Here is a 25,803-nt window from a genome sequence, read left to right as displayed (position 1 = left end):
AACATTCAGGACGACCATCACGATAGGCGGCATATGACGAACGCAAACTCATTTTATCGACCCCGTTCAGGACTGGACCTGCTAGAGCAAACCGCCGGCGACCCGCGCGAGCGCGAGCGCGCCGTCCGCGAGTCGTTCGCGCGCATCGCGGAGGTCGAGCCCGAGGTGAGGGCGATGGCGGCCGTCGCGCAGCGGGAAACGGCGTTGACCTTGGCCGCCGGTGCAACGGGTCCTTTGGCCGGCATACCGATCGCGGTGAAAGATATCTTCGACACGAGCGACCTGGTCACCGGCTACGGCTCGCCAATTTACGAAGGCCACCAGCCGAAGTCCGATGCCGCGATCGTCACGTTATTGCGGCGTAACGGCGGCATCGTCATCGGCAAGACCGTCACCAGCGAATTCGCCTATATGACGCCGCCAGTGACGCGCAATCCGTGCGACCTGACACGTACCCCTGGCGGATCTTCATCCGGCTCGGCCGCTGCGGTGGCAGCCGGCATCGTGCCTTTCGCGATCGGCACGCAGACCGGCGGCTCGACCATCCGGCCCGCTTCGTTCTGCGGCATCGCCGGTTACAAGCCCACTCTCGGCATGTTGCCGACCGTCGGCATGAAGTGCTTCTCGTGGTCGTTCGATACGGTCGGCCTGTTCGGCGCCGGTGTGCGTGACGTGGCTTACTTCGCTCAGGTCCTGTCGGGCCGGTCACTTGCCCTGAGCGGCGTGACGGCCGGCCCGGTGTTCGGCGTGCCGGACAGCTACCCATGGACCGCGCCGTCGGCGAATGCGAGTGACGCGCTCGACACGGCGGTGCGCGCCATCGAGCAGGCGGGCGGGCGCGTGCGGCGTGTGCGTTTCGCGCCATGGATGGCCGACCTGGTCGCCGCGCACAACACGATCCAGAGCTATGAGGCGTATCAGTCGTTGGGGTTCGAGTACGATCATCATCGTGTCGGTCTATCGCCGATGCTCGCCGGTTTTCTTGATCGTGCTGCGAGGATCGATACCGCAAACTACATCAAGGCATGTGTGCTTGCGGAACAGGCGAAGGCCAGGCTTGCCGAACTATTCGACGGCATCACCGGATTGCTGACGCCGAGCGCACCCGACGAAGCGCCCGACGGCCAGGCGTCCACGGGCGACCCCGCATTCAATCGCAATTGGACCTTGCTCGGTTGCCCGTGCGTAAACGTGCCGGGATTGAGGGGCACACGTGGCGCCCCGATCGGCGTGCAGGTGATCTGCCGTCCTTGGGACGATGCACGATGCCTCGACGCTGCCGCATTTGCCGAGCAGGCGATCGCGGCAGCAGTGGGACGTTTTCCCGCGACCTGAGCAACGAGGAAGCGATGCAAGGAGGAGACGAAATGGCGGCGAGCTCGCGACAGTCGGCCAATCCGGCGCCCGCGGACGATGGTTGGCGCATCGGCGTGTTGTACTCGCGCACGGGCGTGACCTCAGCGACCGGGTCGGAGCATTTTTTCGGCACAGTACTCGCGATTGAGGAAGTCAACGCGGCCGGCGGCGTAGGTGGGCGCCTGCTCGACCCGGTTGTTTACGATCCGAAGAGCGAACCTGACGAATATCGCCGGCTCGCCACGCGGATGCTGCAGGAAGACGACGTGACCGTGATTTTCGGCTGTTCGACTTCGTCGAGCCGAAAGGCGGTGTTACCGGTGATCGAACGCACCAACGCATTGCTCTGGTACTGCTCGATCTACGAAGGGTTTGAGTATTCACCGAACGTGATCTACACCGGCGCGGTACCGAACCAGAACAGCATGCAACTGGCCGCCTATCTGCTGCGCAATCATGGCCGCCGTTTTTTTCTGGTTGGCGCCGACTATATCTATCCGCGAGAATCGAACCGGATCATGCGCGACATGGTCGAGCAGCATGGCGGCGAAATCGTGGAAGAACTCTATCTGCCGAGCGATGCAGATCCGGCGGCGCTGGAAGACGTGGTGCGGCAGATCAAGAGCATCGAGCCCGACGTCGTGTTCTCCACGCTGATCGGGCGAGGCGCGCGTGACTTTTATCGGCTGTATCGCGAGCACGGTATCGACCCGGCACAGATTCCGATCGCAAGCTTGACAATGACCGAGGGCGAAACGCGGATGATCGGCTCCGAACTGTGTGGCAGCCACATCGTCTCGGCGAGTTACGTCAACACGCTGAACCTCGCGAGTAACCAGCGCTTTCTGAAATCATGGCATGCGCGATTCGGAGATCAACCGGCCAGCATGTGGTCGGAGATGGCGTATAACCAGGTGCATCTCTTTGCGCTGGCGCTGGCCCGTAGCGGCAGTCTCGATACGGCCAAGCTGGTGGAGGCGGTACACGAAGTCGAATTCGATTCGCCGGAGGGGGTGCTGAAAATCGATCCGGAGAACAATCACGCGATACTGACGCCACGCATTGCCGTGTGCAGGCCGGACGGCTCGTTCGATATCGTCTGGGAGGGGCGAGGTCCGGTCAAACCTGATCCCTACCTGACGTCGTACGGATTCGCGGAATTCTGGCTCGACGGAGAATCGGCATGAGCACGGGGGCCCGTCGTCTGTTCGACGATCTACGTACACTGCGCGTCCTCGTGATTCATCCGCCGGGTGAGGACCGTATTGTTCTGGAAGAACAGTTGCGCCGCATTGGTTGTCCGGTGCGCGTGCTCTGGCCGTTTCCGTCGCAACTGCCCACCGATGTCGACGCGATTTTCTTTCTCGTCGGCCCCGAAACCCGCAGCGCGGGAAACTGGTGCGCGGCCGATACCGAAGCCACCTTGATCGCGTTATCGGACTACGAAAATCCAACGGCGCTAAAAATGCTGGTGGATACGCAGGCGCATGGCGTCATTACGAAGCCCTACCGGTCTACCGGCATTCTGAGCACCCTGGTGCTCGCGCGCGCGTCTTCAGGCTATCAGCAGCGCTTGCATAGCAAGGTCGCCAAGCTCGAGGAGGCGATCAAGGCACGACGCCACATCGAGAAGGCCATCCGCATCCTCATGGAGGCGCACCAGCTCAGCGAGAGCGAAGCATACGAGCACATTCGTTCAAGAGCGACAAGTCTCCGGGTCACGGTGAGCGAGATCGCTACGTTGGTGATCGATGCGCATGAGGCAATGGAAAAGCTCGGCCTTGCCAAGGGACCAAGGCCTTGAGCCGCACCCGCTAGTCAGGGATCACCGGCTCGACCAACTTGGCCAACTGAACCAGCGACTCCTGCCAGCCGAGGTAACACATCTCCACTGGAATGACCTCGGGCACACCCTCTTGCACAATCGTGAGCTCTGTTCCGCAGGACACCTGCCGCAAGGAAATGGTGGCGTGCATCTGGCCGGGCAGGTTCGGGTCGTCGAAACGGTCCGAGTAGCGGATGGTCTCGAACGGCACCAGTTCGACGTACTCGCCGCCGAACGAGTGACCATTGCCGGTGCCGAAGTTACGGAAGGACATCTTGTACGTGCCGCCCACGCGTGCATCCATGTGGTGGACCTGACAGGTGAACCCGTAGGGAGGAAGCCACTTCGCGATCGCGTCGGCTTCGAGGAAGGCCCGATAGATGCGTTCGGGAGTCGCGTGCAGGACACGATGGAGACGGATTGTTCCGGTTGTCATGGTGTGCTCGCCTTTCACTGGAGAAGTTGAACATACTCCTACGACGATCTGGCTACGCCGGTATCGACATAGGCTGAGACCAGGAAAAACCCGTACACGCTAATAAGCGTCACCTGTTACCGCTTCTATCCGGCCACCACGCGGTTGCGGCCATCGTGCTTGGCCCGGTAAAGGCGTTCATCGGCAACGCGTAAGAGGGTGTCGATCGTGACACCGTCGCGGCCGAACTCGGAGACGCCAACACTGACGGTAACGGCGACGGCCCGTCCGGTTCCGGTATAGAACTCCTCGGTAGCCACGGCGCCCCGAACGCGCTCCGCGATCGAACGTGCCGCGTCCAGCGCGGCTTTAGGCAGCAGCACCATAAACTCTTCACCACCGACCCGCGCTACGCCGTCATAGGGTCGAATGGCATCAAGGCATTTCTGCACGAATCGCTGCAACACCTCGTCACCCACCTGATGGCCGTAGTTGTCGTTGATCAATTTGAAGTGGTCGAGATCCAGCGCCAGCAGCGAGAACGGCGCACCACCTCGCCTCGCTCGTGCGATTTCCGTCTCCACTTGCTGGATAAACTCGCGCCGGTTCGCGGCGCCCGTCAGCGGATCGGTCGCGGCGAGGTGTTCGAGCTTGTGATTGGTGCGTTGGAGTTCCTGCAGCGCGCTTTCCGTGCGTGCCATCGCTTCGGCGAGGCGAGCCATCAGTTCTTCCTGGCTGTAGATCGTAGAAAAGGACCGCGTCGTGCGAAATGCTTGAACGACGCCGTAACTCAGCAGGAAAAAGCCGGCGGCGAAGATCGCGTGTGCCAGCCACCACATATGATTCCAGGGCTTGCCGAGAATGAACGCGAGAGACGCCAGCGCGAAGAAGGTGATCGAGATGCCGTAGATCACCATCAGCGGCGAGCGAATGCGACGCAGCATCAGCACCGTGACGTTCAGCGTCGAGAAGACGAGCGCGCCGCCTTCCATGGAGAGCCGCACGGCGAGGTTGCCCGCAATGGGCGAGTTCGCAATGATTCCGACAACCAGGTCGATCAGGACGAACACGGCGATCCACCTCAGCCACGGGCGCGGATTCGAGCGCTGCTTGAGCGCGTCCGGCGCGCGATGGTACGAGAGAAGCCCAACCAGCAGCAGCACCGACATCACCAGACGCGATGCGGGTCCGTAGAGCAGGAATAGCCAGATATTGTGGTGCGCCATGCCGGTGAACGCGCCGTGCAGCGCATAGACCAGCACAAAGCCGAGAAAACCTAAAGTCAGCCACCGCAACAGCGGTTCACCCGACGACAGATAACAACGCCAGGTTACATAGGTGACAAACAGCCCCTCGAGCGTTGCTGCTGCGATCGCGATTTCGTGGAACCCGTGGTTTTCGAACTTCAGGCTCGGGTCTTGAAAGAAAGCCAGATAGGCAATCAGGTAGGCGGGAAGGAGCGCAAAACCAATGACCAGCAAACCCGAGTAGAGCTTGGTCACGATCCCGATGAGGCGAGGCGGCTCTTCGATTGAAATTGTCGTGCTCATGTGCCCGTCTCCGACAATATTACGGTGTTTTTTCACACCGCCGAGCGATTGACGCGTGGATTGGCCGATTCGGACACGGCACCATGCCGTTATGCCGGGCCAAACATACCGCGCAGCGGACTATCTTCAGGCAATTGAAAGTATAACGGACTGTAATTTGCATCGGTGGTATATCGGTCGTGCAATTAGCTCCTGATATATCGTGCAGTTGTCTTCTGAAAATGACAGAAACAGCGGCCGGCAGTTGCCAGTCGCTGAATCCGATTCAGCCTAGGCTGCGGCGCCGCGTAAATCCCTTATATGCTGATAGACGGTCGCACGGCCCATGCCCAGAACGTTGGCAACATAGTTAGCCGCGCTCTTTCCTTTGAAGGCCCCTTCCTCCCACAGTGCCTCGACCAGTTCGCGACGGTGTTCCCGGGTCAGGGAGTTGAGTGCCAGTTGGCGTTCCTGAAGCCATGCGTGGAGAAACGTGTTGATGCGCTCCTGCCAGTCGTCCTTGAACAGCTCCTCAGGCTGCTTCACCAGACCGGCGCCCGACACCACGCGGTCGATGACATGTTTCATGTCTTCGAAGACGGCGATGTTGTAATTGACGCACATCACGCCGACAGCCGCGCCTGCGTCGTCAAAGAGCACCGTGCTGACACAGCGCATCCGCCTGCCGTCCCAGTTGATCTTTTCGTACGGACCGATCGTGCCAGACTGGGCCGAATGATCAATCTCTTCCAGCGCCGATTCATCGCCCAGTTCACGCTTTGACAGGTTGTTTGCGATGTACGCAATCGTCTGGCTGTGCAGGTCATGAATGACGATTTCGACGTACGGAAAGAAGAGCAGCGCAATACCGTCGGCGACACGGCCGTAGCGATCCAGCAAAAGCCGGCGCGCGGGTGTGGTCTTAGTCTTTCGCATAGGGAAGCATGAGGTTTTTCGGTTTGGCCGGGTCTGGCGGCGCGTGCGTCAAGGTGCAACGAATATTCGTGCGACGCACTATTTTGCCACGGGCAATATTCACCCCTGTTTGCGGCAACCCACGCACCGCTGGATCGATCTTGTTCAACCGATTGGTTGCCCGCTCACGTGCCTGAACAACGCGTAGGCGATCGCTACATCTTCCAGTCCGAGTCCGATTGAGCGAAAGAAAACGTGCTGCCGCCAGGAGGGTTTCCTGGCCATGCCGGATACCAGTTCGGGCAAATCGCCCAGAACGCTTGCCGGCGACCAGTCGTGCCGTTGCGCCGCCAATTTCATTTCACCTGCGCTGGCGGGCGTGGTTCGCCGGTAGTCGCAATAGACGTCCATGTCCTGAATCCACGTCGGTGGAATTTCATGCGCATTGGCGACATTCGTGCTGATCGACGTGATGAGTGCCGGCTTGGTCAGCAGGTTGTCCGACAGTACAGGCGTGCCTGAGGACGTGCACAACGCGACCACGTCGGCGTCGCGCACGCACTCATCGAGCTGGGTGCAAACCCGTACACGCTCGTGAAGGACGGCGACCTCCGCGCGCTTCGCCTCGTTGCTCGCAAGCTCGGGTGAAAACACATTGATCGAGTCCCACGCTCGCAGCGGCGCAAGGTGGCGCAAATGCGCCTGCGCCACTGACCCGGCGCCCACGATGGCGAGCCGGCGCGCGTCGGGCGCCGCAAGGTGTTCCACTGCAAGCGCCGTTGCGCCGGCGGTGCGCTCGATGGTGAGCAGACCCGCATCGCACCACATCAAAGGTTGCCCCGTTTCCATCGACATCAGTGCGGTCCATGCCGTAATGACCGGTTTCGATTCAGTCACGATGTACGGCGACATCTTTGCTCCAAATACCTTGGCCTCCGCCATGACCCCGAGGTACGTAATGAAATCGCCAGCCCCTTGTGGAAACGGGGTGAAGGTCTGGGGTGGTTGCACCGCGGAATCGTTCGCAAGCGAGAGAAACATGCGTGTCAACGCGCCACGTACATCGAGATGGGGCAGTGCTTTGCGCACCGCGTCCTGCTGGACGATCAACGGGAATACTGTGTCTGTGCTGCTCATGGGCCTGCTCTCCACATCGTTGCCGGCTAGCGGCGTCAGCGCAATTCTAAAGTCAAAAAGTCCAGTCTGGACTTTTATTTTGAAAATCGCTTGCATTTGTGAGTGTCCAGAATAGACTGTTGTTCCAGAACGAGTGTGAGAACAGGCCTTTTTGGCACCTCATGCGTCTTCTCGAGGTCGCGCCGTCAGTTACCGCCCCGTGCCCTAATTTTGTGAACCCCAATTTCATAGGGAACCATCATGCGTCTGAAGCTTCCACTCTCACTTTTCGTCGCTGCCGCTCTGATCGGTTCGGTTGGCACCGTCAGCGCCGAGACTCAAAGCACCTTGCGTTTCGGCATCGAGGCTGCGTATCCGCCGTTCGAAAGCAAGTCGCCGACGGGGCAATTGCAGGGATTCGACGTTGACGTCGGCAACGCGGTTTGCGCGAAGATGGGCGTGAAATGCGAATGGGTGGAGAACTCGTTCGACGGCTTGATTCCCGCGTTGCAGGCGCGCAAATTCGATGTCATCAATTCCGCGATGAACATTACGGACAAGCGCAAACAGTCCATCGATTTCACGCCGCCGATCTACGTGGTGCCGATCGTGATGGTGGCGAAGCGTGGTTCCCCCTTGTTGCCGGATGTGAAGAGCCTGCAGGGCAAACGCGTCGGCGTTCTGCAGGGATCGTCGCAGGAAGATTTCCTTAAGCTCCACTGGGCGAATGCCGGCGTATCGATCGTTTCGTACCAGGACCAGGATCAGGTGTACGCCGACCTCGTTGCCGGACGCCTGGATGCCGCCGTCCAGGAAGCGCAGACTGTTGAGGATGGTTTCCTGAACAAGCCGTCAGGCCATGATTATGCGATTGTCGGCCAGCCGCTCAGCGATCCGGCAACGCTTGGCGAAGGCACGGGCTTCGGCTTGCGCAAGGGCGACAAGGCGTTGGCCGGAAAGATCGACGCCGCGCTCGCCGCGCTAAAGAAAGACGGCACGCTCAGCAACCTGTCGCAGAAGTATTTCAAGCGCGACATCATCGCGAAGTAACCGGTTCATGACCCGATGCGAGCCGAATTGCATCGGGATCCGAAATGAACATTCGAGCGAGCTTATGGATTTCGATGTGATCGTGCTGGGAGCCGGGATTGTCGGCGTGTCGTCCGCGCTGCATCTGCAGGATCGCGGCCGCCGCGTGGGGCTCGTCGATCGACGCGGCCCCGGCGAAGAGACCAGCTTTGGCAATGCCGGCCTGATCGAAAGTTCGTCGGTGGTTCCTTACGGCTTTCCGCGCGATCTCGGTACGCTGCTGCGCTACCTGCGCAATCGGTCGACCGATCTTTACTGGGACTACAAGGCGCTGCCGTCGTTCGCGACGTGGCTGGCGCGATTCTGGTGGGAGTCGTCTCCCGAGCGGCTCGAAGCTGCCGCGCGCGATATGTTGCCGTTGATCCGGCGAAGCGTCGCCGAGCACGACGTACTGATCGAGCGTGCCGGCCTCCAAAGTCTCGCGCACGACGGCGGCTGGATCGAGGCATTTCGCACCCGCTCGGAATATGAACGGCAGGCATCAGCCGCCGAAGTCACGGCGAGGACATACGGAATGCGCGTGGTGCCGTGCGATGCCGATGCACTGGTGGCGCGTGAACCCGGTATCGCGCCGGGTTTTAGCGGCGCATTGCATTGGCAGGACCCGAAGAGCATCTCCAATCCGGGTGCGTTGACGAAGGGCTATGCGCGACTGTTCGAGGAGGGCGGCGGCGCGTTGCTTACCGGCGAGGCGGTCACGGTGCGTCAGGAAGCCGATGCATGGACTGTACAGACGTCGCAAGGCAGGATCAGTGCCAAAGAGGTGGTCGTGGCGCTCGGCCCTTGGTCCGACAAGGTCTTTGAGCCACTCGGATATCGGATACCGCTACGGGCGAAGCGCGGCTATCACATGCACTACGAGGCCACGAAATCAATGCTCTCGATACCACTGGTCGACACGGAAAAAGGGTATGTGGTCGCGCCTATGCAAGGTCGCCTGCGGCTGACCACCGGCGTGGAAATCGCCCGACGCGATGCGCCACCGACTGGCGTTCAACTGGAACGCGCGGAAGCTGTTGCCCGGCCGATATTCGGTCTGGGCCGCCGCCTCGATGACGCGCCATGGCTCGGGTTGCGGCCCTGTACGCCCGACATGCGGCCTGTCATTGGGCGCGCGCCTCGCCATCGAGGGCTGTGGTTCTCGTTCGGGCATAACCATCACGGATTGACGCTCGGTCCGGTGACAGGCCGTTTGCTGGCGGAAATGATGACGGGCGGCGAGCCCTTTACCGATCCCCATCCGTTCCGTCCCGAGCGATTCCGATAGAGGGCGTGGCGGACCCGCTTCATCGATAAGTCAACTGCGTAACGAATCGCGCGAGCCGGGATGCACGCTGCCTACAGTCCCTTCAGGAACGCAACCAGCAGATCGCTCACTTCTGCCGCACGCTCGCGCTGAATCCAATGACCCGCGCCATCGAGAATATGACATCCACGCAGTCCGGGCAGTACGCGTGCCAGATTCGCGATACGGGCCTGCGCGCCCGGAAATTTAAGGACGTCGTCTTTCGCGCCGGCCACGAATAGCGAAGGCTGCCGGATCACGCAGCCCCGCCACGCGGCCATGAGTTCCGACGAGCGCCGAATGCTGCGGTACCAGTTCAGCCCGCCTCTGAAGCCAGTGCGCGCGAACTCGCCCGCCACGTAGGCGATTTCTTCACTGCTTAGCCAGGCCGGCAGCGTCTCGGGGTCCACTGTGTTGTCGAGAAAACCTGTGCCGGGCGCGAGTATGCCCGCCACCACGTGGTCGGGCCCATCGCCCGACATGCTGAACGTGACGCGTCGAATGGTGGCTTCGGGATCAGCCTCGAACTCGCGCTCAGCGATGCCGGGTGTCTGGAAATGCTGCATATAGAACGTTTGCACACCTTGCCGCTCCAGCGCACTGAGCAAGTCCTCCCGCGCAGGCGGATGGAACGGCACGCTCATGCCGACGACGGCACGGAACAGATCGGGCCGCAACATCGCCGCGTTCCAGGCCACCGGCGCGCCCCAGTCGTGGCCGACGATCACCGCCTTGCTCTCGCCGAGAACATTGACGAGTTCGACCATGTCGCCGACGAGATGCAGCATCGTGTACGACTCGGCGTCTGGCGGCGCATCGGTGCCGCCATAGCCACGCATGTCGGGCGCGACGGCGCGGAACCCGGCGGCTGACAGCGCCGCCAACTGGTGCCGCCAGGCGTACCAGGACTCCGGAAATCCATGACATAGCAGCGCCAGCGGGCCGCTGCCCTGGCTGGCCACACGCATGCGCAGTGCACCTACCTGCAACGTCTCGAGGCGAAGTTCGTGCAAGGTTTGCTCCATGATGTTCGGGTTCCGGTGGATCGCCTTAGGCGATCATTCGCTGCTGGTCCATTCCACGCGCGCCCCCACCGAGCGCAGGTTTTCCACAAAATTGGGGTGTGCGCGGCGGATCGGCAGCGCGTTGGTGATTTCCGAGCGCCCCTCGATACTTGCGGCGACCATGAGCAGCGCGATTGCCACGCGAATAATGTACGGACTCTCGACCTTGGCGGGACTTAACTGAAGTCCGCCGAAAGTGATCAAACGATGAGGGTCCGACAGGAACACGTGAGCCCCGAACTTGGAGAGTTCAACGGACCAGCCCATCGCGCCGTCATAGACCTTGTTCCAGAACATCGCGCTGCCTTCCGCCTTCACGCCAAGCGCGATGAAGATGGGGAGCAGATCGACGGGCAGATACGGCCAGGGCGCCGCTTCCACCTTGGTGAGAATATTCTGGGTGAAAGGCCGGCGCACTCGCAATGGGCCTTCCCGAACGGCGTGCGACCAGCCATCGCGATGCTCCACCTGCACGCCGAACTTCGCGAAGGTTCGGTCGATAAGCGGGAACTGTTCGGGTGCGCTGTTTTTGACCATGATGTCGCCCCCGGTGATCGCACCAAGCGCGAGAAAGGTCGCGATCTCGTGGAAATCCTCGCTGAACCGGAACTCGCCGCCGCCGAGTTTATGGCCGCCTTCTACGCTCAGGCGCGATGTGCCAATGCCGTCGATCGGGACACCCAGCATGGCCAGAAAACGGCAAAACTCCTGCACATGCGGTTCCGATGCTGCATTGACCAAGGTCGACGTACCGTTGGCCGACGCCGCGCAAAGCACGAAATTCTCAGTGGTGGTGACCGACGCGTAGTCCAGCCAATGATGATTCGCCGCCATTTGAGTGGCCGCGCGCACGATCAGCGAGTCGGTGGTGCGCTCGATGCTCGCGCCGAAGCGCTCGAAGACCTCAACGTGCGGATCGATCTCGCGCACGCCCAGCGTGCAGCCCTTCACGTCGTTCTCCAGACGTGCAACGCCGAAACGCGCCAGCAGCGGCGGCACCAGCATGATCGAAGAACGCATCTCCTCGGGCAGCCTGTGCGCGACGGGATCGAAGGACGTGGCGTGGTGATGCAAATCGAGAATGCCGGTGGCATAGTCCATCGACACGTTGCTGCCGAGCGTGTGAAAGATCTCGAGGACCTTCTTGACGTCGGTAATCTCGGGTACGCCGATGAGACGCAGTGGCTGGTCGGTCAGCAGCGTGGCACAAAGGATAGGCAGGACAGCGTTCTTGTTGGCGGATGGCACGATCTCGCCGCGTAACGGGAGACCGCCATGTACGATCAGGTTCGACATGTTCGGGAGAGAGCTGGTGGATTGAGAAGCGAGGCCACTATCATGCCATTGGATGGCATGCGGAGGATGTTTCGGGATTCCGGGGCGGTTTTTTTTCTTGTCGTTTCTTGCCGCAATCTATCCAGCATCTCCCGGCCAATGGTTCGCGACCGGTCCAAGCTGTCTATTGGATCTTGATGACAACCTTACCCTTTACACGGCCTGTCTCGACGTAAGCCAAGGCCTCATTGGTTGCTGCAAACGGGAAGATCCGATCGATCACAGGCCGTATGGATCCTGCATCGATCAGTGCAGCGATCCGGCTCAGTTGGTCCCCGCTGGCGCGCATGAACACAAATGAATAGCTGACGTCATGACGTTTTGCAGTTTTCCGGATGCGATAGCTCAAAAGACGCATCACCATTTTCAGGAACCACGAAGCGCCCATCTCTTTGGCAAAGTCGGGATCGGGCGGTCCCGCAATCCCGATGAGTTTGCCACCCGGCTTGAGCACGCGCAGTGACTTCTTGAGCGTATCGCCGCCCTGCGTGTCGAACACCAGATCGTAACCTTTGAGGATGTCAGCAAAGTCGTCTTTCTTGTAATCGATGACGATATCCGCACCGAGTTGCTTCACCAGTTCGGCATTGCGCGCGCTCGTTGTCGTCGCGACGGTCGCGCCCACATGTTTCGCCAGTTGAATGGCGAATGTGCCGACGCCGCCCGAGCCGGCATGGATCAACACTTTCTGCCCTTTCTTGAGTTGTCCTTTTTCGATTAGCGCCTGCCACGCAGTCAAGCCTACCAGCGGGATCGACGCTGCTTCTTCCATGGCGAGTGATTTGGGCTTCAACGCCACGCCGTCTTCTTTGACGGCAATGAATTCCGCGAAAGTGCCAATGCGATCTTTGTGCGGTCGGGCATAGACCTCATCGCCTGGCTTGAATTGCCGAACGCGCGAGCCAACTCGGACGACCACCCCTGCCAGGTCGTTGCCCAGAATCAGCGGCAAACGATAGGGCAGAATGAGCTTGAACTCGCCGTCCCTGATTTTGGCATCGAGCGGATTCACGCCCGCGGCGTGGATCTGGATCAATACGTCGTCCTCACGCGGCTCCGGGACCGGCATTTCGCCAGCTCGCAAATCATTCTTGCGGCCATATCGATCGACAACAAATGCCTTCATCATGTTTCCTTGTACGTTTCTCGTTGAGTCAGGTTGTTTCGCGGACAGTAGCGGGGATGTAGCGCTCTAGCTCGATGGCAACGCAGTCATGCCGTTAAGTTTGAAGTCGAAGGTCTTTGCGAATACCTGCATCCACAAGGCCGGCGGGCGCAAACCTGCGCAGCAATCGCAGACGGGCGGCGAGTCCACCGGCTGTATAGCGAAGTTTCGGGCGAGCCGCGATGGCGGCGTGCAGTACGGTCTCGGCCACGACTTCGGGACCGTCAGCGCTCTCGACGACCTCTTTCACACGCCTCGCGATGGCCGTGCGTATCTCAAGGTAGTCGTCGAGGGGAGCGTCCGGCTCCATGAAGTTCGCGTCGAAGGGCGTCTTGATGTAGGCGGGCTCAATGACGGAGACCCGGATGCCCATCGTACGCAACTCATGATCGAGCGATTCCGAATAGCCTGCGACCGCATGCTTGGTGGCGGAATACAGCGCCATATAGGGCATGGGCAAGAAACCCAGCACCGAACCAATGTTGATGATGCGGCCGCTGCCTTGCTGCCGCATATGGGGCACCACGGCACGCGTCATGCGGACGATCCCGAAGAAGTTCGTATCGAAGATCGCGCGGGCCTGGTCAATCGAACTCTCTTCCGCAGCGGCAGGGGCCACGCCGAAACCAGCGTTGTTCACCAGCAGGTCGACGCGGCCGTGCAGGCACAGTACTTCCTTGACGGCAGCTTCGACCGATTCATCGCTAGTCACGTCCAGGGGCAACATCCCGAACGTCCGCTGGCCGGCCTGTGCGCCGCGCCGACTGGTGCCGTAGACCTTGTATCCAGCCTTCGCGAGCCGCTTGGCCGTGGCTTCGCCAATTCCTGACGAGGCGCCCGTAACGAGCGCTATTCCAGTTTCCATGATGTCCTTCCGATATTGAGGGATGTCTTTAGGTGCTTGTTTGAGTGTTCATCTTTCGAAAATATGATGTTCATCATATTTTCGATTCAACAAAAACCGGCACCGGGCCGGTGGATTTACGCGTCAGTAGGCGCGAGTTTTTTCAATGCGGCTTCAAGAAAATTTTCCGACAGTTTGGGGTCGTCGACGGCGCGCGCCAGCACCATGGTGCCAACCATGGTGGCCGCCGTGACAAGCGCCTGCTCGTGCGCGCCTGGCTGACCCCAATCGGGCAACTGGCGCGCAATGACATCGATCATCTCCTTGATGCGGCGGGTGGCTGCGCGCCGCACGACCGGCGCCTGGCGCGGCATCTCGGAGCCAAGGGCGGAGACCGGGCAGCCATTTTCTATGTCTTCGCAATGTTCCTTCGACAGATACGCGCGCACCATCGACGGCAACGCTTCCTCTGGCGGTACGGAGGCGGCGATATGTTCTGAGAGCGCGACAGCTTCAGCACCGGCGCGGTCAGCGGCTTCGGCAAGCAGCACCTCGCGCGACGGGAAGTGGGCATAGAAGCCGCCGTGCGTCAGGCCGGCCTCCTTCATGATGTCGGCCACTCCTGTGCCGTCGTACCCGCTGCGACGGATCGCGCGCGCGGCAACTTCGACGATGCGCTCGTGCGTGATTTCTTTGCGGCTGGCAGCCTTCCGATTGATTGATGGCTTTTTCATGATGACCATCATATAACATTTCGACGCAATTTACTGGGCGGGGCAATGTCGATGACGGTCAATGTCTCTCAGACTACGATTAGCAGCGCTACCAACTCCGGGGTCTTAGCAGTGCGTGCCCGCGTTGCTTCGCTTGCGATATCGGCAGTTACGATCAGCTTCATAGACATATGACGTCATATAAATAACGTCTCAGCCGGTATCGCGTTGAAAGAAATTGAAATTTAGCGATTTGGGGAAATTCTAGTAAATACGCGTCGAAGAATTGCGACAAGGGGTCAATTCGTCTTGTATGATGACGTATCTCGAAATGGATTTGCGCGACGCCACGCCACGCCGCGGTCTGTACCGCAATCTTGCGAGATCGACGGCTCAGGTTTTGCGTTGTTTATGTCGTAAACAGTCAAACAATGGTCAACTGGATCGGTAGGCATGCGTAATCTGACAATAAGACACAGTCTCCTTGCCGTCCTCGTGCTTTTCGCGGGCATGATTCTGATCGGCGGCGTAGTGGGGGTGCTAGCACTTGGCCGTTCTAACGACAACGCTCGGCGTCTGCACGATATCGCCAGCCAGGAAGTGCTGGTCAACGATGCCTATAAAGACTCCACACGCACGCGCGCCGCTCTGACGCGTGCGTATTCCGCTTTGAAAGAGCGCAATGACGAAGTGACCCGCGACTCGGCGCTCAAGAGTGCGGCCACGACATTGGAGCGTGCGGACCGCGAAACCCAGATGTTTCGCGATGCTGATAAATTTGCGGGGCAGGACGACGCGCTGAAGCAAAAACTCGTCGATTCTTCCAATACTCTGGCCACGATTCTGCATGCTGCGTTCGACGCCTTGCAGCGGGGCGATACGAATGCATACGTATCGATCAACGACAAAGACATCACAATGGCCGGCGTCGCCTATTCGGCTAACGTCGAGAAGTTCCAGAAGCTCGCTGAAGCACTTGCCCAGGATTCCGCCGCGCAAGGTGATCGCGAATACACGTGGGTTGTCACGATGGTGGCGGCGGGTGTGGCACTGGCCCTTGCATTGATCGTCGCCGCGCATTTCGCTTTGCGGAAGATCGTGGTCCGTCCGCTGCAGATTGCCTCTGAGTTGCTTAACCGTATCGCAGGAAGCGACCTGACCGTATCGATTCCGGAAGGGGGCAGGAGCGAGTTGGGGCAGTTGTTTACGGCGATGTCGCAGATGCAGACGGGCCTGGCGAAGACGGTGTCGAATGTGCGCGTGAACTGTGAAGCCATCCACGGTGGTGCGCGTGAGATAGCTGCCGGCAACCTCGATTTGTCGAGTAGAACCGAGCAGCAGTCTGCGTCGCTTGAAGAAACGGCGGCCAGCATGGAAGAGCTGACTTCGACCGTCAAACAGAACGCCGACCATGCCCGCCAGGCAAGCAAGCTCGCCGCTAACGCGGCGGACGTCGCCCAGCGAGGCGGCAATGTCGTGCGGCAGGCAGTGCAAACGATGACGGCGATCACGGCCAGCTCGAACAAGATTGCCGAGATCACGGGGATGATCAACAGCATCGCATTTCAAACCAACATCCTGGCCTTGAATGCGGCGGTCGAATCCGCGCGAGCAGGGGAGCAGGGTCGCGGCTTTGCCGTTGTCGCCGGCGAGGTGCGCACGCTCGCGCAGCGCAGCGCTGCCGCGGCACAGGAGATCAAAACGCTGATCGCCGCATCCGTCAACGATATCCGTGACGGCAATGAACTCGTTGTCCAGGCCGGGCAGACCATGGGTGAGATTGTGGGCGCGGTGCAAGGCGTCGCCACCATCATGGCTGAGATTACTTCGGCGACAGTTGAACAGAGCTCCGGCATCGAGCAGGTCGGGCAGGCCGTCAGCCAGATGGACCGGGTAACGCAGCAAAACGCCGCGCTAGTCGAGCAGGCAGCCGCCGCCGCGAGCGCACTTGAGCAGCAGGCGCAAGCGATGACGGATGCTGTTTCGGCATTCCGCCTGAATCGGGCTTGACCCGCATCCATATCCAGTAGAAGCATCTGTCGCGCACGTGCCGGGCTGGCAATGTACTGCCGCCGGCCGCGGATATTCTTTCGAAAAGACCGAGGCGGCCGATGCTGGATGTTCATATTCGACGAATTCAACCATTTCAACGGAGTGTCACGATGAGCGTTAGGGCCACCCTGGTCGCAGCAATCCTGTTTGCGGGTGCTTTGGGATCGGGCGTATCGCAGGCTGCTACGTACGCCTACGTATCGAATGCGGACAGCCAGGACATCTCTGTCTTCAGCCTCGACAAATCGAGCGGCTCACTCGCCGCAGTCGAGACCGTGCCGGTTGGGGGCACGGTCATGCCAATGGCGCTTTCGCCCGACCACCTCCGGCTCTATGCTGCGTTACGCTCCAAGCCGTATAGCGTGGTGACCTTCGCGGTCAATCCGCTCGACGGTCGGCTGATCGAACTGGGCAGGGCGCCGCTTGCGGATAGCATGGCCTACGTTTCGACGGATGCGAGCGGCCGCTACCTCCTTTTCGCATCGTATGGCGGAAACCTTCTGGCAGTGAGCCGGATCGCCGCGAATGGCGTGGCGGGTGATGTCCAGCAAACCGTCAAAACCGGCCCAATGGCTCACGCCATACGCAATGCGCCCGACAATCGTTATGTCTTCGCATCGGTGCTCGGCTCGGATGCGTGGTTGCGTCTGAAATTCGATGCGTCGAACGGTCAGTTGACCGAAGACGCCGCGCCCGCCTATTCGTTGCCTGCGAAGTCGGGTCCGCGCCACTTTGTGTTCTCGCCGGATCATCGCTTTGTCTATCTGATCGATGAGCTCGACGGAAAATTGCATGTGCTCGCGTTCGATAGCACGCGTGACAAGGCCAAACCCGTCCAGACCGTCTCCATCCTGCCGCCCGATTTTTCCGGCGACAAGCCGTGGGGTGCGGATGTGCACGTCACGCCAGACGGGCATTTCCTGTACGCCACTGAACGCACGTCCAACACGCTGGCTGCCTATCGGGTGAATGCGAAATCGGGTGAATTGACGCGTATCGGCACGTATCAGACGGAAAAGCAGCCGCGCGGATTCAATATCGATCCGTCGGGCAAGTATCTGCTTGCAGTGGGTCAACTGTCGTCAAACCTGAGCGCTTACCGTATTGACCGCAACTCCGGCGCACTGGCTTTGATTGGACAGTACCCCGTGGGTAAGGGTGCGAACTGGATCGAGATCGTTGAGTTCGAGGGGACAAACGGCAATTGAGAGCCGGGTCACGGGTGAGCAGGTCAAGTTGCACGCGAACTGACTTGTCACTCTGTGACGTTGGACGGTCAAGTCAAGAGCTTTGCGGATGAAGTTCCACGCGACAGCGCAGCACCGTCGCGCGGAACGTCAAGCCGTTAGTTAATCCTGCGGCCGCTTGCCGAAGAGCGCAGATGTGGCTCTCCCGGTAGCCCGCGCCCTGCGGGTCGCGAGCCGCCACAAATGGCCCACAGTCGCAAGAATGCCGAGGAGGGGTGGCCCGGTCGTTGTCGGCGGGTCATCCTCTGAAATCATCGAAATGACCGGCCGGCCGAAGTGGCCTTCCTGCATCGGAAGATTCCAGTACTCGTATGGGTACAACATCCGGGCGAAGCGAATACGTGCATCGCATCCGCCATCGTGCCATTCGACGGTAGTGTCCCAACGCGTTGCCGACACAGGGCCCCGGGTTGGGTAGATCGCAGTACTTGCCACGCGGCCTTTGCTGCAATCGCCGGTTGCAGGTAAGCCGGATGGGGCCAACTTTGGGCTTCTTTCGTCCATTGTCATCTCCGCTGGTGATGCCGATCACGGAGACGCCACAAACAAAAAAGGCCTCATCCGTATTTTCGGCGAGGCCTTTGAGCTGCGTTCCTACTTATCTAACGCGCATTGGCCTCCGATGGCATGCCCGAACGGACTGCCATGTGGCGTTGAATCGCGAAAGAGAAGAGGTTTAGCGTCAGCATGGCATCAAGTTTCTTTGCAATTGGAACGCATGTCAACACATGTGATTACAGCGAGCGCTCAATCGCCTGCCCAAGCAGATCCAAACCCAGGTCGATCTCACTCTCGAGGACGGTCAACGGAGGCGCGATCCGGAAGACACCGCCCATACCGGGCAACTGCACGATGTTCATGCTGAGCCCCAGGTTCATGCACTCGCGGGTGATCTTCGCGCCGAGCCCATCCGCCGGCTCCTTCGTGCGGCGGTCCTTGACGATCTCCATACCCAGAAGCAGCCCGCGTCCGCGAATATCGCCGATGCACTCGAAGCGTTCCATCAGATCGAGCAGGCCGCGCTTGAGTCGCTCGCCCATCAGGTTCGCACGCGCAACCAGCCCCTCGCGCTCGACCACATCCAGCACCCGCAGACCGACGGCGGCGGGAAGCGGATCGGACACGTGGGTCGTATAGAACAGGTAACCCAATTCATGGGCCCGCTCCTCGATCTGTGCGGAGGTCACGACGGCCGCGAGCGGCAGACCAGCGCCTAGTGTCTTCGACAGGGTGAGAATATCGGGCGTGACGCCATCGTGCTGACAGGCGAACATCGTGCCCGTGCGCCCGACACCCGTTTGCGCTTCATCCAGGATCAGTAGCATGCCGCGCTCCTCACATTTGCGCTTCAGTGCTGCCATGTAGCCGACCGGCAGTTCGATGATGCCGCCTGAACTGAGGATCGGCTCTGCGATGAAGGCGGCGAGATTGCCACTGGACTGACGATCGATGAGATCGAAGGCGTAGTCCAGTTCCGCCAGGTAATCGTATTCCCCATTGCGCTCGAAACGCGGCCGATACGGAAACGGCGCGGGGATCGCGTAGGAGCCGACCGCTGCCGGACCAACACCCTTGCGGCCGGCGCTGTAAGTCGCGGATGCCGCGTTCCCCGTCATACCGTGCCAGGACTGCGCGAAACCAACGATTTCATATTTACCGGTGACGAGCTTCGCCATGCGAATGGCGGCCTCGTTCGACTCAGCGCCCGTGCTGAGTAACAGCGCCCGGTCGAGCCCGTCAGGCGTGATCTCGGCCAACCGGGTCGCCAGATCGACCACCGGCCGCGACAGCATCCCGCTGAAAAGATGGTCGAGCTTGCCAGCATATTCGTTGATGACCGACACGATTTCCGGATGGCTGTGCCCGAGCACCGCGCTCATCTGCCCCGAGGTGAAATCCAGAATCGCGCGGCCGTCCGCGTCATAGACGAAGCTGCCCTGGGCGCGCTCGATGATCATCGGCTCGAAGGTGCCGCCATAGCGGATGAGGTGCTGTTTGGCGTTGCGCCAGAAATTTGCATCGTTGTTCAGGGACACCTTGCTTCTCCTTGGCGGGTGGCGAGAATAACTTGCAGTCTAGATGGCTCTCTGCTTTCATAGAATCGAATAGTTCTTATCGAAGATAGAAGCGGGGCTTATACCTTGAGTCTTTCCCTGGAAATTGATCTGCTGCGTTCGTTTATCGTCATTGCCGAAGTCCGGGCGCTCAGTCGCGCGGCCAACCGGATCGGCCGGACCCAGTCTGCGCTGAGTCAGCAGATGAAGCGCCTCGAAGAAATCGTCGATCAGCCGCTGTTCCAGCGCACGGGGCGAGGGGTGGTGCTGACCAATCCCGGCGAACGCCTATTGGTCCATGCCCAACGCATTCTGCGACTGCACGACGAGACGATGGCCGATCTGTCCGGCAAAGGGCTGTCGGGGACGATCCGCTTCGGCTGTCCGGACGACTACGCCGCTGTTTTCCTGCCGCATTTGCTGCGCCAGTTCTCGAGCCAGCACCCGCATGCCCTGGTGGAGGTCATGTGCGCCCCGACTCCGCGATTGCTCGAACAACTGGAGATGCATGCGCTGGACCTTGCCATGATCTCGCTGCCGGACGACGCGGCGAATGACGACATCATTCGCCGCGAGCCGCTGGTCTGGGTGGGTTATCCGGGACTGGATTCCGCGCACTTCGACCCCTTGCCGCTGGCGGTTTCCGATCCCGATACGCTCGACCATGTGGCGGCCTGCGAAGCGCTGCAGCACGCGGGCAAGGCTTACCGCATCGCCTATGCGAGCAGCAGTCTTGCCGGCCTGACGGCCCTGGTCCGCTCGGGGCAGGCCGTTGCCGTTATCACACAGACGGCAGTTCCCCCGGATCTCTGCATACTCAATGGCGATCCGGCGCTGCCATCCCTGCCTACCGTCGGAATTACCCTGAAGTTCGAACGGGAGCGTCCCGCCCATCTGATTACGGTATTCGCGGAGCACATCAGGCTGACGTTGCCGTTGCTGTGATCGAAGCCGGTAGGAAGTGAAATTTTTCTTCGCGGCGTGTCGATTTTGATAGTCTTTCTTCGTCGTCTCAATGGCAGCATGCGGCTTATCTCCGCATTCGGCCACCACTGACAGGAGATTTGCCATGACGATTCAAAAGATCACGCCATTTCTTTGGTATTCCGATCAAGCTGAGGAGGCCGCTGCTTTCTATGCGAGTATCTTTCCGGACTCGCGCGTCAATCGGGTTACACCGGTACCGGCCGCCGGCTCCACGAAGATGGTCGAATTTGTTCTCTTTGGGCAGCCCTTCATTGCCATGAACTCCGGCGGGGGCGACCCGTTTAATCACGCGATATCCCTTATGGTCGACTGTGCCGATCAGGCAGAAGTTGACCGTTACTGGAATGCTTTTCTCGAGGGCGGCGGTTCGCCCGAGGCGTGCGGGTGGTTGAAAGACCGCTTCGGCGTCTCGTGGCAGATCGTTCCAGGCGATCTCATCAGGATGATGGCTGACTCCGATCCGGTAAAGGCAGGGCGTGTCGCTCAGGCCATGATGAAAATGGTGAAGTTCGAGGTCGCCGCGCTGAAAGCCGCTTACTTGGGGACGGCGGAGTAACAGAACGTCCCTTACATCGTGTGTGCCATAGAGCGCCGGTCAGGCTTGTCCGTTTCCAGCAGAAACTCCACACCCTCTGCCGATTCAATAGTCGTACACATGCTCCGTCACCAGGCCGTTTTTTCCGGCTGCCGCCAGAAAGTCGGACAGGCCATGAACCGGTATCAACAACGCGACGCGTCGTGTATGGGCCGGTATTGTCAGCGGCTGTTCGAACAATATGCGGCCGCTGCCGGCGGGCAACGGGGCGTCATCTTTCGCCCACACCGTGACCAGAATGACCGATGTGTTGCCGGCGATGTCGGTGAGATGAATGCCTTGTTGCGCAAGCGTTGTCGCCGCAAGTCTGAAGTCGAAATAGCGCGGCAACGCAAGTAACGCCCGACCGTCGGGCAGACGGGCAAGCACGCTGACGTGAGCCGGCGCCGACCACCCATCGGGCAGGCGGTCGACGACCACATCGGTCGTCATCAGGGCCGGTGTGTAGGTGGCCCGTGTCGCCTTCTCGATCAATTTTCCGTACACCGCCTTGATCGCGTATTCGGTGGTCAGCGCGTAGCGGCGTTCCCATTTGCGTACGAGATCCGGTCCCCACAGCGGGACATCGCTCCAGAGATGGTGGAGTCGGGCGCTGAAATCGAACAGGTACCAGGGCTCCTGACGGATGAAGTCCACGTACTCCTGAGCCGCCTGGGCGCCATAGCGGTCCTCGTCGGTGAGCTTTTTCCCGCCGAGCAGCCAACTCGCGCGACCCACGGTATTTTCGTAGAGGGAGCGCAGCGCATACTCCACGGTCGTACTCGATGCGATCACCCAGATCATCACGTGGTAACCGAGATTGAGCGGATAGTTGTCGTGCATCTGCTCACGCGTGACGGTCGCGTAACTCGACCAGAGCTGGCCGATCTGATCCAGAAACGGAAAGTCGTGCGACGGTTCGTGTTGCACGATTCGCGCGTACTCCGCCGGGCTGTGCACGAGATACCACTCCGGAAAAGTCAGCAGCGTCTGCTCGGTGCCGCGGCGATCCGCCGCCGGCACGGGGCTTTGGAATGAGGCTCCCGGTGTCTCAGCCGCCGCGGAGGACGCCGCCGCATGCGCAACCGGCATCGCGAATGTGAGCGCGACGCCGATGGCGATGGTGGTGGTGATGGTGATGGTAAGAAGCGCCTTGCGCAACGGCCGCTTCATGCCGCCTCTCCATGGCGAACGAACGCCATCAGGATGTTGTCCGACGGATCGCCTTGCTGGGTCAGGCGCATGCCGGTATGGCGAAAACCTGTCGCTTCGACGCGCGCGATCCAGTCGTCCACGCTGGCGAAATGACGCAACTCCGACCGGTTGGTTTCCCACGTTTCGCCGAGGCCCGCGTTGAAAACCGTATGGGCGAGTGAAACGAATGCGTCCATTGTCGGCGTTGTGACGTCGTGATCGCGGACCACGAAATAGCCACCGGGGCGGACGATTCGCGCGATCGAGTCGAGAAACGGCGCGAGCTTCGCCGGCGCCATGTGGTGCAAGCCGACAAAGCAACTCACTAGGTCCGCGCTAGCCGCAGGCAGCGCGATGGGCGCGTAGTCGTTCAACGGCTGGAACTCGCCGATCGAGCCGATCTGTCCACGTTCGACAATATCGACCGGGCTCATTCCCGGTCGCACGTCATGAACCAGGGTCACCTTGCCGTTGAGCCGCAGATACTTCTTCATGGCCCGAACGTAGCGCCCTGTCGTGCCAATCTCGACGTAATCCTGCAACGGCGAATCGCCCAGCAGCATGGCGGCTTGCCGGCCCATTTCAGCCTTCTGCATCGACAGGGACGGCAGCGCGTGCGTGAGCATCGCGAGGCGCGGCGTGATTGGTTTGAGGCCCGCCTGGATCGCGCGATAGATCCGCTCGTCGCCCGTGTGTTCGGCTGTCGAAGTTTTGATCAACGTATGCAGACGGTCTTCGGGCAGCACATTGAAAATGTTCTGCAGGAACGCATAGAAACGATCGGCTTCGCGCTCGTTACGATAGATCGTGGCGAACAGGGTGCCGTTGCTGTTGCTGTCCTCTTGTGCCGCCGTCACATCAGGCGCCGCATCTAGCGCGCTTCGCTCAGGCGCATAGTAGCGATCCCACAGCGCACCACGCAGGCGGTATTGCGGATCGAGCTCCCGCTTGAGCGCAAACATCTCGCGCGCTCGCGGATAGGCACGATGGAACTGCTCGCGCGTTGCATGCAACTGGTAGGGCAGATAGTAGGTGCCACCCGCGGCGAGCACGGCGTCGATCAGTTCGCGCGTCCATACCGCAACGCGCTCTTTGGCATTCTCGCGAGTGCGCTGCTTGTAGTAGAGCACGAAGGCAAACGTCTCGCCGCGCGCCCACGCCATGACGGTGCGGTTGTCGGCGAGCGCATGGCGGATCGAGATGTTGACCGCGTTCACCCGATGCCGCGAGAGGATCGCCGATAACGCCTCGGCGAATCGCGTGACGGCGTCTACGGGCACGAAGTACTCCTGCAGCACGTACGTGCGCCGGCGTCGCCCAACCGGCTCGAGTTCTGCGACATCGTAACCGGCTTCGTAATTGCGCCAGTGCACCTTCTTGCCGAAATGCAGCAGCGGGTCGTACAGATACTCGCGACGAAACTTGCCGAGCGGCGTTTCGGTGATTGCCCATAGAAAGTATTTCGCAGCAAGAAAGCCGCGACTGAGCGGCTGCAATCGCGCCGACGTGGCCGGCTCGTCGGTGACCGTCCAGCTAATCGCCCGGCCGCGCGTGTAGCGCGGCGGATAGAGGTCGAAATTGTGGAAGATCACATCTTGATGGCTGCGCACGGTTGTATCGAACCATGCCTTGTAATCGGCAGTGCGCATCTTGCGGTCGCTGCGCTTGACCCGCGTATTGGGCACAAGGTCGAGCTCCGCTTCAGTGATGATGCCTACGCCGCCATATCCGCCAATCGCCGCGTTGAACAACGTGGTGTTCTCGGTGGGAGTGGCGTTGACTACTTCGCCGTTGGCGAGCACGAGCGTAATCGCCCGTACCGACAGCACGACCGGCCCCAATCCCATGTATCGTCCGTGGGCGTTCACCGACAGCGCGCCGCCCACCGTGAAGTTCGCATAGGTCTGCATGATCTTGACCGACAGGCCGTGCGGATCGATAAACCGCTGGATATCGCACCAGCGGATACCGGCCTGCACGCGAATCACCGACGTGTGCGGTTCGAACCGGAGTACACGGTTCATCTTGCGCATGTCCAGATGCAGGGTGCCAGGACTCGCGGTGTGTCCGCCCATGCTGAAGTGGCCGCCGCCTACCGACACCGGCAGATTGGTCTGGGTGAGCGCCTCGACGACTTCCTGCGTGGAGGTGGGCGTAGCGATTGAAAATACGGGAATCCGGTTTAGCTGAGTGACGTCGTTGACTGTTGCCATGTTTGTGTCACTCCCCGATGTTGACTTTGAGGTAATCCGCGCGAGTTGCCGGATCGGGGCCAAAGCGGTTCTCGTGATCGACGCCGCGGCGCAGCACGTGGATCAGCACCCAGATCGGCCCGAACACCGGAACGATGGCCGTCAGCAACGACCATCCGCACCGTCCGGTGTCGTGCAGGCGCTGGGTGGAGAGCGCAACCGCGCTCCAGAGAAAAACGATCGCGAAGACGGCCGCACCGATCTCGCCAAACCAGGAACCGGCAAGACTGCCGAAGGCGGCGCATACGAATGCGGCAATAATGATCCGGGTCAGCCATTCGCTGCGGGTGATACGGCCGCGGCTCAAAAAGAAAGCGGGGGTGAGGGTGGTTAATAGCATTTTTTATTTTTGCCTATTCCCGGAAGTCAATTGGTGATTCCTGAAGCTATCAAAACGTTTCAAGCCTCGGTGCGCAAGTTTAAGCGGACTTGATATTATCGGTCGATCTCAATCTTGAGAAAATTGGCTGAGCATAACTGTACATAATCATCGGCCTGAATAAGTGTGCCGCCGAACCCATAAAGCATAAAAAAGAATGTGTGAAACGCCATGAAACTCTATAAAGTCGCGGTCGCACTGGTCGCTGTACCGATCATCGCGCTGGTTGCCGTATTAGGCGGCGCGGATCTGATCGCCCATAGCCGCGAGCGGGACATCGCACGGAGCGCGGCGCCGGCCGGATCGCGCTTCGTCCGTGCGGCGGACGTGGACATGCTGATACAGGAGCGCGGCCCCGCTAGAGGGTGTTAGGCACTTTTTGTCGGACCTGGTATCCTGGCGGGATGAAAAAG

General features: G+C 60.3%; 23 protein-coding genes. 10 read left to right on the top strand and 13 right to left on the bottom strand.

The features are described from left to right. The first annotated feature begins 33 nt into the window (after nt 1–33). From M0D64_RS39135 to M0D64_RS39125, 3 genes are read left to right on the top strand one after another with little or no spacing between them, the layout of a single operon-like run. Nucleotides 34–1,335: an amidase gene (locus M0D64_RS39135; protein WP_266261585.1), complete on the top strand. Its 1,302-nt coding sequence runs from the start codon at nt 34–36 to the stop codon at nt 1,333–1,335. 32 nt (nt 1,336–1,367) lie between these two features. Next, a complete protein-coding gene (locus tag M0D64_RS39130) occupies nt 1,368–2,543 on the top strand; it encodes a transporter substrate-binding domain-containing protein (RefSeq protein WP_266261584.1) in 1,176 nt (391 codons plus the stop codon). After that, on the top strand, nt 2,540–3,160 hold the full coding sequence (locus M0D64_RS39125; protein WP_171927962.1) for an ANTAR domain-containing response regulator: 621 nt from the start codon (nt 2,540–2,542) through the stop codon (nt 3,158–3,160). The genes M0D64_RS39130 and M0D64_RS39125 overlap by 4 nt, the downstream gene beginning before the upstream one ends. Before the next feature lie 10 nt (nt 3,161–3,170). Here M0D64_RS39125 and M0D64_RS39120 read toward each other — a convergent pair whose 3' ends face one another. The 4 genes from M0D64_RS39120 to M0D64_RS39105 form a co-directional block, all read right to left on the bottom strand. Then, complete coding sequence (locus M0D64_RS39120; protein ID WP_266261583.1) at nt 3,171–3,617, bottom strand: SRPBCC family protein; 447 nt, start codon at nt 3,615–3,617, stop codon at nt 3,171–3,173. 125 nt (nt 3,618–3,742) lie between these two features. Then, nucleotides 3,743–5,146, bottom strand: coding sequence for a GGDEF domain-containing protein (locus tag M0D64_RS39115; RefSeq protein WP_266261582.1), 1,404 nt, complete (start codon nt 5,144–5,146; stop codon nt 3,743–3,745). A gap of 270 nt (nt 5,147–5,416) precedes the next feature. Further along, nucleotides 5,417–6,061 carry a transcriptional regulator gene (locus M0D64_RS39110; protein WP_054038287.1) on the bottom strand — a complete coding sequence of 215 codons (645 nt, stop codon included), beginning with the start codon at nt 6,059–6,061 and terminating at the stop codon, nt 5,417–5,419. A gap of 144 nt (nt 6,062–6,205) precedes the next feature. Further along, complete coding sequence (locus M0D64_RS39105; RefSeq protein WP_266261581.1) at nt 6,206–7,177, bottom strand: ornithine cyclodeaminase family protein; 972 nt, start codon at nt 7,175–7,177, stop codon at nt 6,206–6,208. A gap of 240 nt (nt 7,178–7,417) precedes the next feature. Between M0D64_RS39105 and M0D64_RS39100 the strand changes: the two genes are divergently transcribed. Beyond that, complete coding sequence (locus M0D64_RS39100; RefSeq protein ID WP_154560199.1) at nt 7,418–8,206, top strand: ABC transporter substrate-binding protein; 789 nt, start codon at nt 7,418–7,420, stop codon at nt 8,204–8,206. Between the two features lie 64 nt (nt 8,207–8,270). Further along, nucleotides 8,271–9,512 (top strand): FAD-binding oxidoreductase, encoded by a 1,242-nt coding sequence (locus tag M0D64_RS39095; protein ID WP_266261580.1) that lies wholly within the window; start codon nt 8,271–8,273, stop codon nt 9,510–9,512. Nucleotides 9,513–9,583: 71 nt separating this feature from the next. On the opposite strand, the gene M0D64_RS39090 is transcribed toward M0D64_RS39095, so the two are convergent. From M0D64_RS39090 to M0D64_RS39070, 5 genes are all read right to left on the bottom strand, one after another. Beyond that, on the bottom strand, nt 9,584–10,543 hold the full coding sequence (locus M0D64_RS39090) for an alpha/beta fold hydrolase (protein WP_266261579.1): 960 nt from the start codon (nt 10,541–10,543) through the stop codon (nt 9,584–9,586). Nucleotides 10,544–10,588: 45 nt separating this feature from the next. Continuing rightward, a complete protein-coding gene (locus tag M0D64_RS39085; RefSeq protein ID WP_266261578.1) occupies nt 10,589–11,890 on the bottom strand; it encodes a UDP-N-acetylglucosamine 1-carboxyvinyltransferase in 1,302 nt (433 codons plus the stop codon). A gap of 163 nt (nt 11,891–12,053) precedes the next feature. Next, the gene (locus M0D64_RS39080; RefSeq protein WP_171927968.1) at nt 12,054–13,055 is read right to left on the bottom strand and encodes an NADP-dependent oxidoreductase; all 1,002 of its coding nucleotides are present in this window, start codon (nt 13,053–13,055) and stop codon (nt 12,054–12,056) included. Nucleotides 13,056–13,149: 94 nt separating this feature from the next. Then, the gene (locus M0D64_RS39075) at nt 13,150–13,959 is read right to left on the bottom strand and encodes an oxidoreductase (RefSeq protein WP_266261577.1); all 810 of its coding nucleotides are present in this window, start codon (nt 13,957–13,959) and stop codon (nt 13,150–13,152) included. A 116-nt stretch (nt 13,960–14,075) separates the two neighbouring features. Continuing rightward, a complete protein-coding gene (locus M0D64_RS39070; RefSeq protein ID WP_266261576.1) occupies nt 14,076–14,684 on the bottom strand; it encodes a TetR/AcrR family transcriptional regulator in 609 nt (202 codons plus the stop codon). A 420-nt stretch (nt 14,685–15,104) separates the two neighbouring features. On the opposite strand from M0D64_RS39070, the gene M0D64_RS39065 reads away from it, so the two are divergent. Both M0D64_RS39065 and M0D64_RS39060 read left to right on the top strand, forming a co-directional pair. Then, a complete protein-coding gene (locus M0D64_RS39065; protein ID WP_266261575.1) occupies nt 15,105–16,661 on the top strand; it encodes a methyl-accepting chemotaxis protein in 1,557 nt (518 codons plus the stop codon). Between the two features lie 152 nt (nt 16,662–16,813). Beyond that, nucleotides 16,814–17,911: a beta-propeller fold lactonase family protein gene (locus tag M0D64_RS39060; RefSeq protein ID WP_266261574.1), complete on the top strand. Its 1,098-nt coding sequence runs from the start codon at nt 16,814–16,816 to the stop codon at nt 17,909–17,911. A gap of 773 nt (nt 17,912–18,684) precedes the next feature. On the opposite strand, the gene M0D64_RS39055 is transcribed toward M0D64_RS39060, so the two are convergent. Continuing rightward, nucleotides 18,685–19,986, bottom strand: coding sequence for an aspartate aminotransferase family protein (locus tag M0D64_RS39055; RefSeq protein ID WP_171927972.1), 1,302 nt, complete (start codon nt 19,984–19,986; stop codon nt 18,685–18,687). 78 nt (nt 19,987–20,064) lie between these two features. Between M0D64_RS39055 and M0D64_RS39050 the strand changes: the two genes are divergently transcribed. Together M0D64_RS39050 and M0D64_RS39045 are read left to right on the top strand one after the other, a co-directional pair. Next, nucleotides 20,065–20,949 (top strand): LysR family transcriptional regulator, encoded by an 885-nt coding sequence (locus tag M0D64_RS39050; RefSeq protein WP_266261613.1) that lies wholly within the window; start codon nt 20,065–20,067, stop codon nt 20,947–20,949. 124 nt (nt 20,950–21,073) lie between these two features. Further along, nucleotides 21,074–21,547, top strand: coding sequence for a VOC family protein (locus tag M0D64_RS39045; protein WP_154560210.1), 474 nt, complete (start codon nt 21,074–21,076; stop codon nt 21,545–21,547). Between the two features lie 84 nt (nt 21,548–21,631). On the opposite strand, the gene M0D64_RS39040 is transcribed toward M0D64_RS39045, so the two are convergent. The 3 genes from M0D64_RS39040 to M0D64_RS39030 are packed head-to-tail and all read right to left on the bottom strand — an operon-like array spanning nt 21,632 to nt 25,318. Continuing rightward, a complete protein-coding gene (locus M0D64_RS39040; RefSeq protein ID WP_266261573.1) occupies nt 21,632–22,738 on the bottom strand; it encodes a hypothetical protein in 1,107 nt (368 codons plus the stop codon). Then, nucleotides 22,735–24,972 carry an FAD-binding protein gene (locus M0D64_RS39035; protein ID WP_266261572.1) on the bottom strand — a complete coding sequence of 746 codons (2,238 nt, stop codon included), beginning with the start codon at nt 24,970–24,972 and terminating at the stop codon, nt 22,735–22,737. Before M0D64_RS39035 ends, M0D64_RS39040 begins: the two co-directional genes overlap by 4 nt. A 7-nt stretch (nt 24,973–24,979) precedes the next feature. After that, nucleotides 24,980–25,318 (bottom strand): DUF805 domain-containing protein, encoded by a 339-nt coding sequence (locus M0D64_RS39030; protein WP_266261571.1) that lies wholly within the window; start codon nt 25,316–25,318, stop codon nt 24,980–24,982. 243 nt (nt 25,319–25,561) lie between these two features. Here M0D64_RS39030 and M0D64_RS39025 point away from each other — a divergent pair, with 243 nt between their 5' ends. Then, on the top strand, nt 25,562–25,762 hold the full coding sequence (locus tag M0D64_RS39025) for a hypothetical protein (RefSeq protein ID WP_266261570.1): 201 nt from the start codon (nt 25,562–25,564) through the stop codon (nt 25,760–25,762). Nucleotides 25,763–25,803: the final 41 nt, after the last annotated feature.

Origin of the sequence: Paraburkholderia sp. WS6, from assembly GCF_030464835.1 — a bacterium.
GTDB lineage: Bacteria > Pseudomonadota > Gammaproteobacteria > Burkholderiales > Burkholderiaceae > Paraburkholderia > Paraburkholderia madseniana.
The sequence above is the reverse complement of the archived record's forward strand: the minus strand, read 5'-3'. Positions and strand labels throughout refer to the sequence as shown.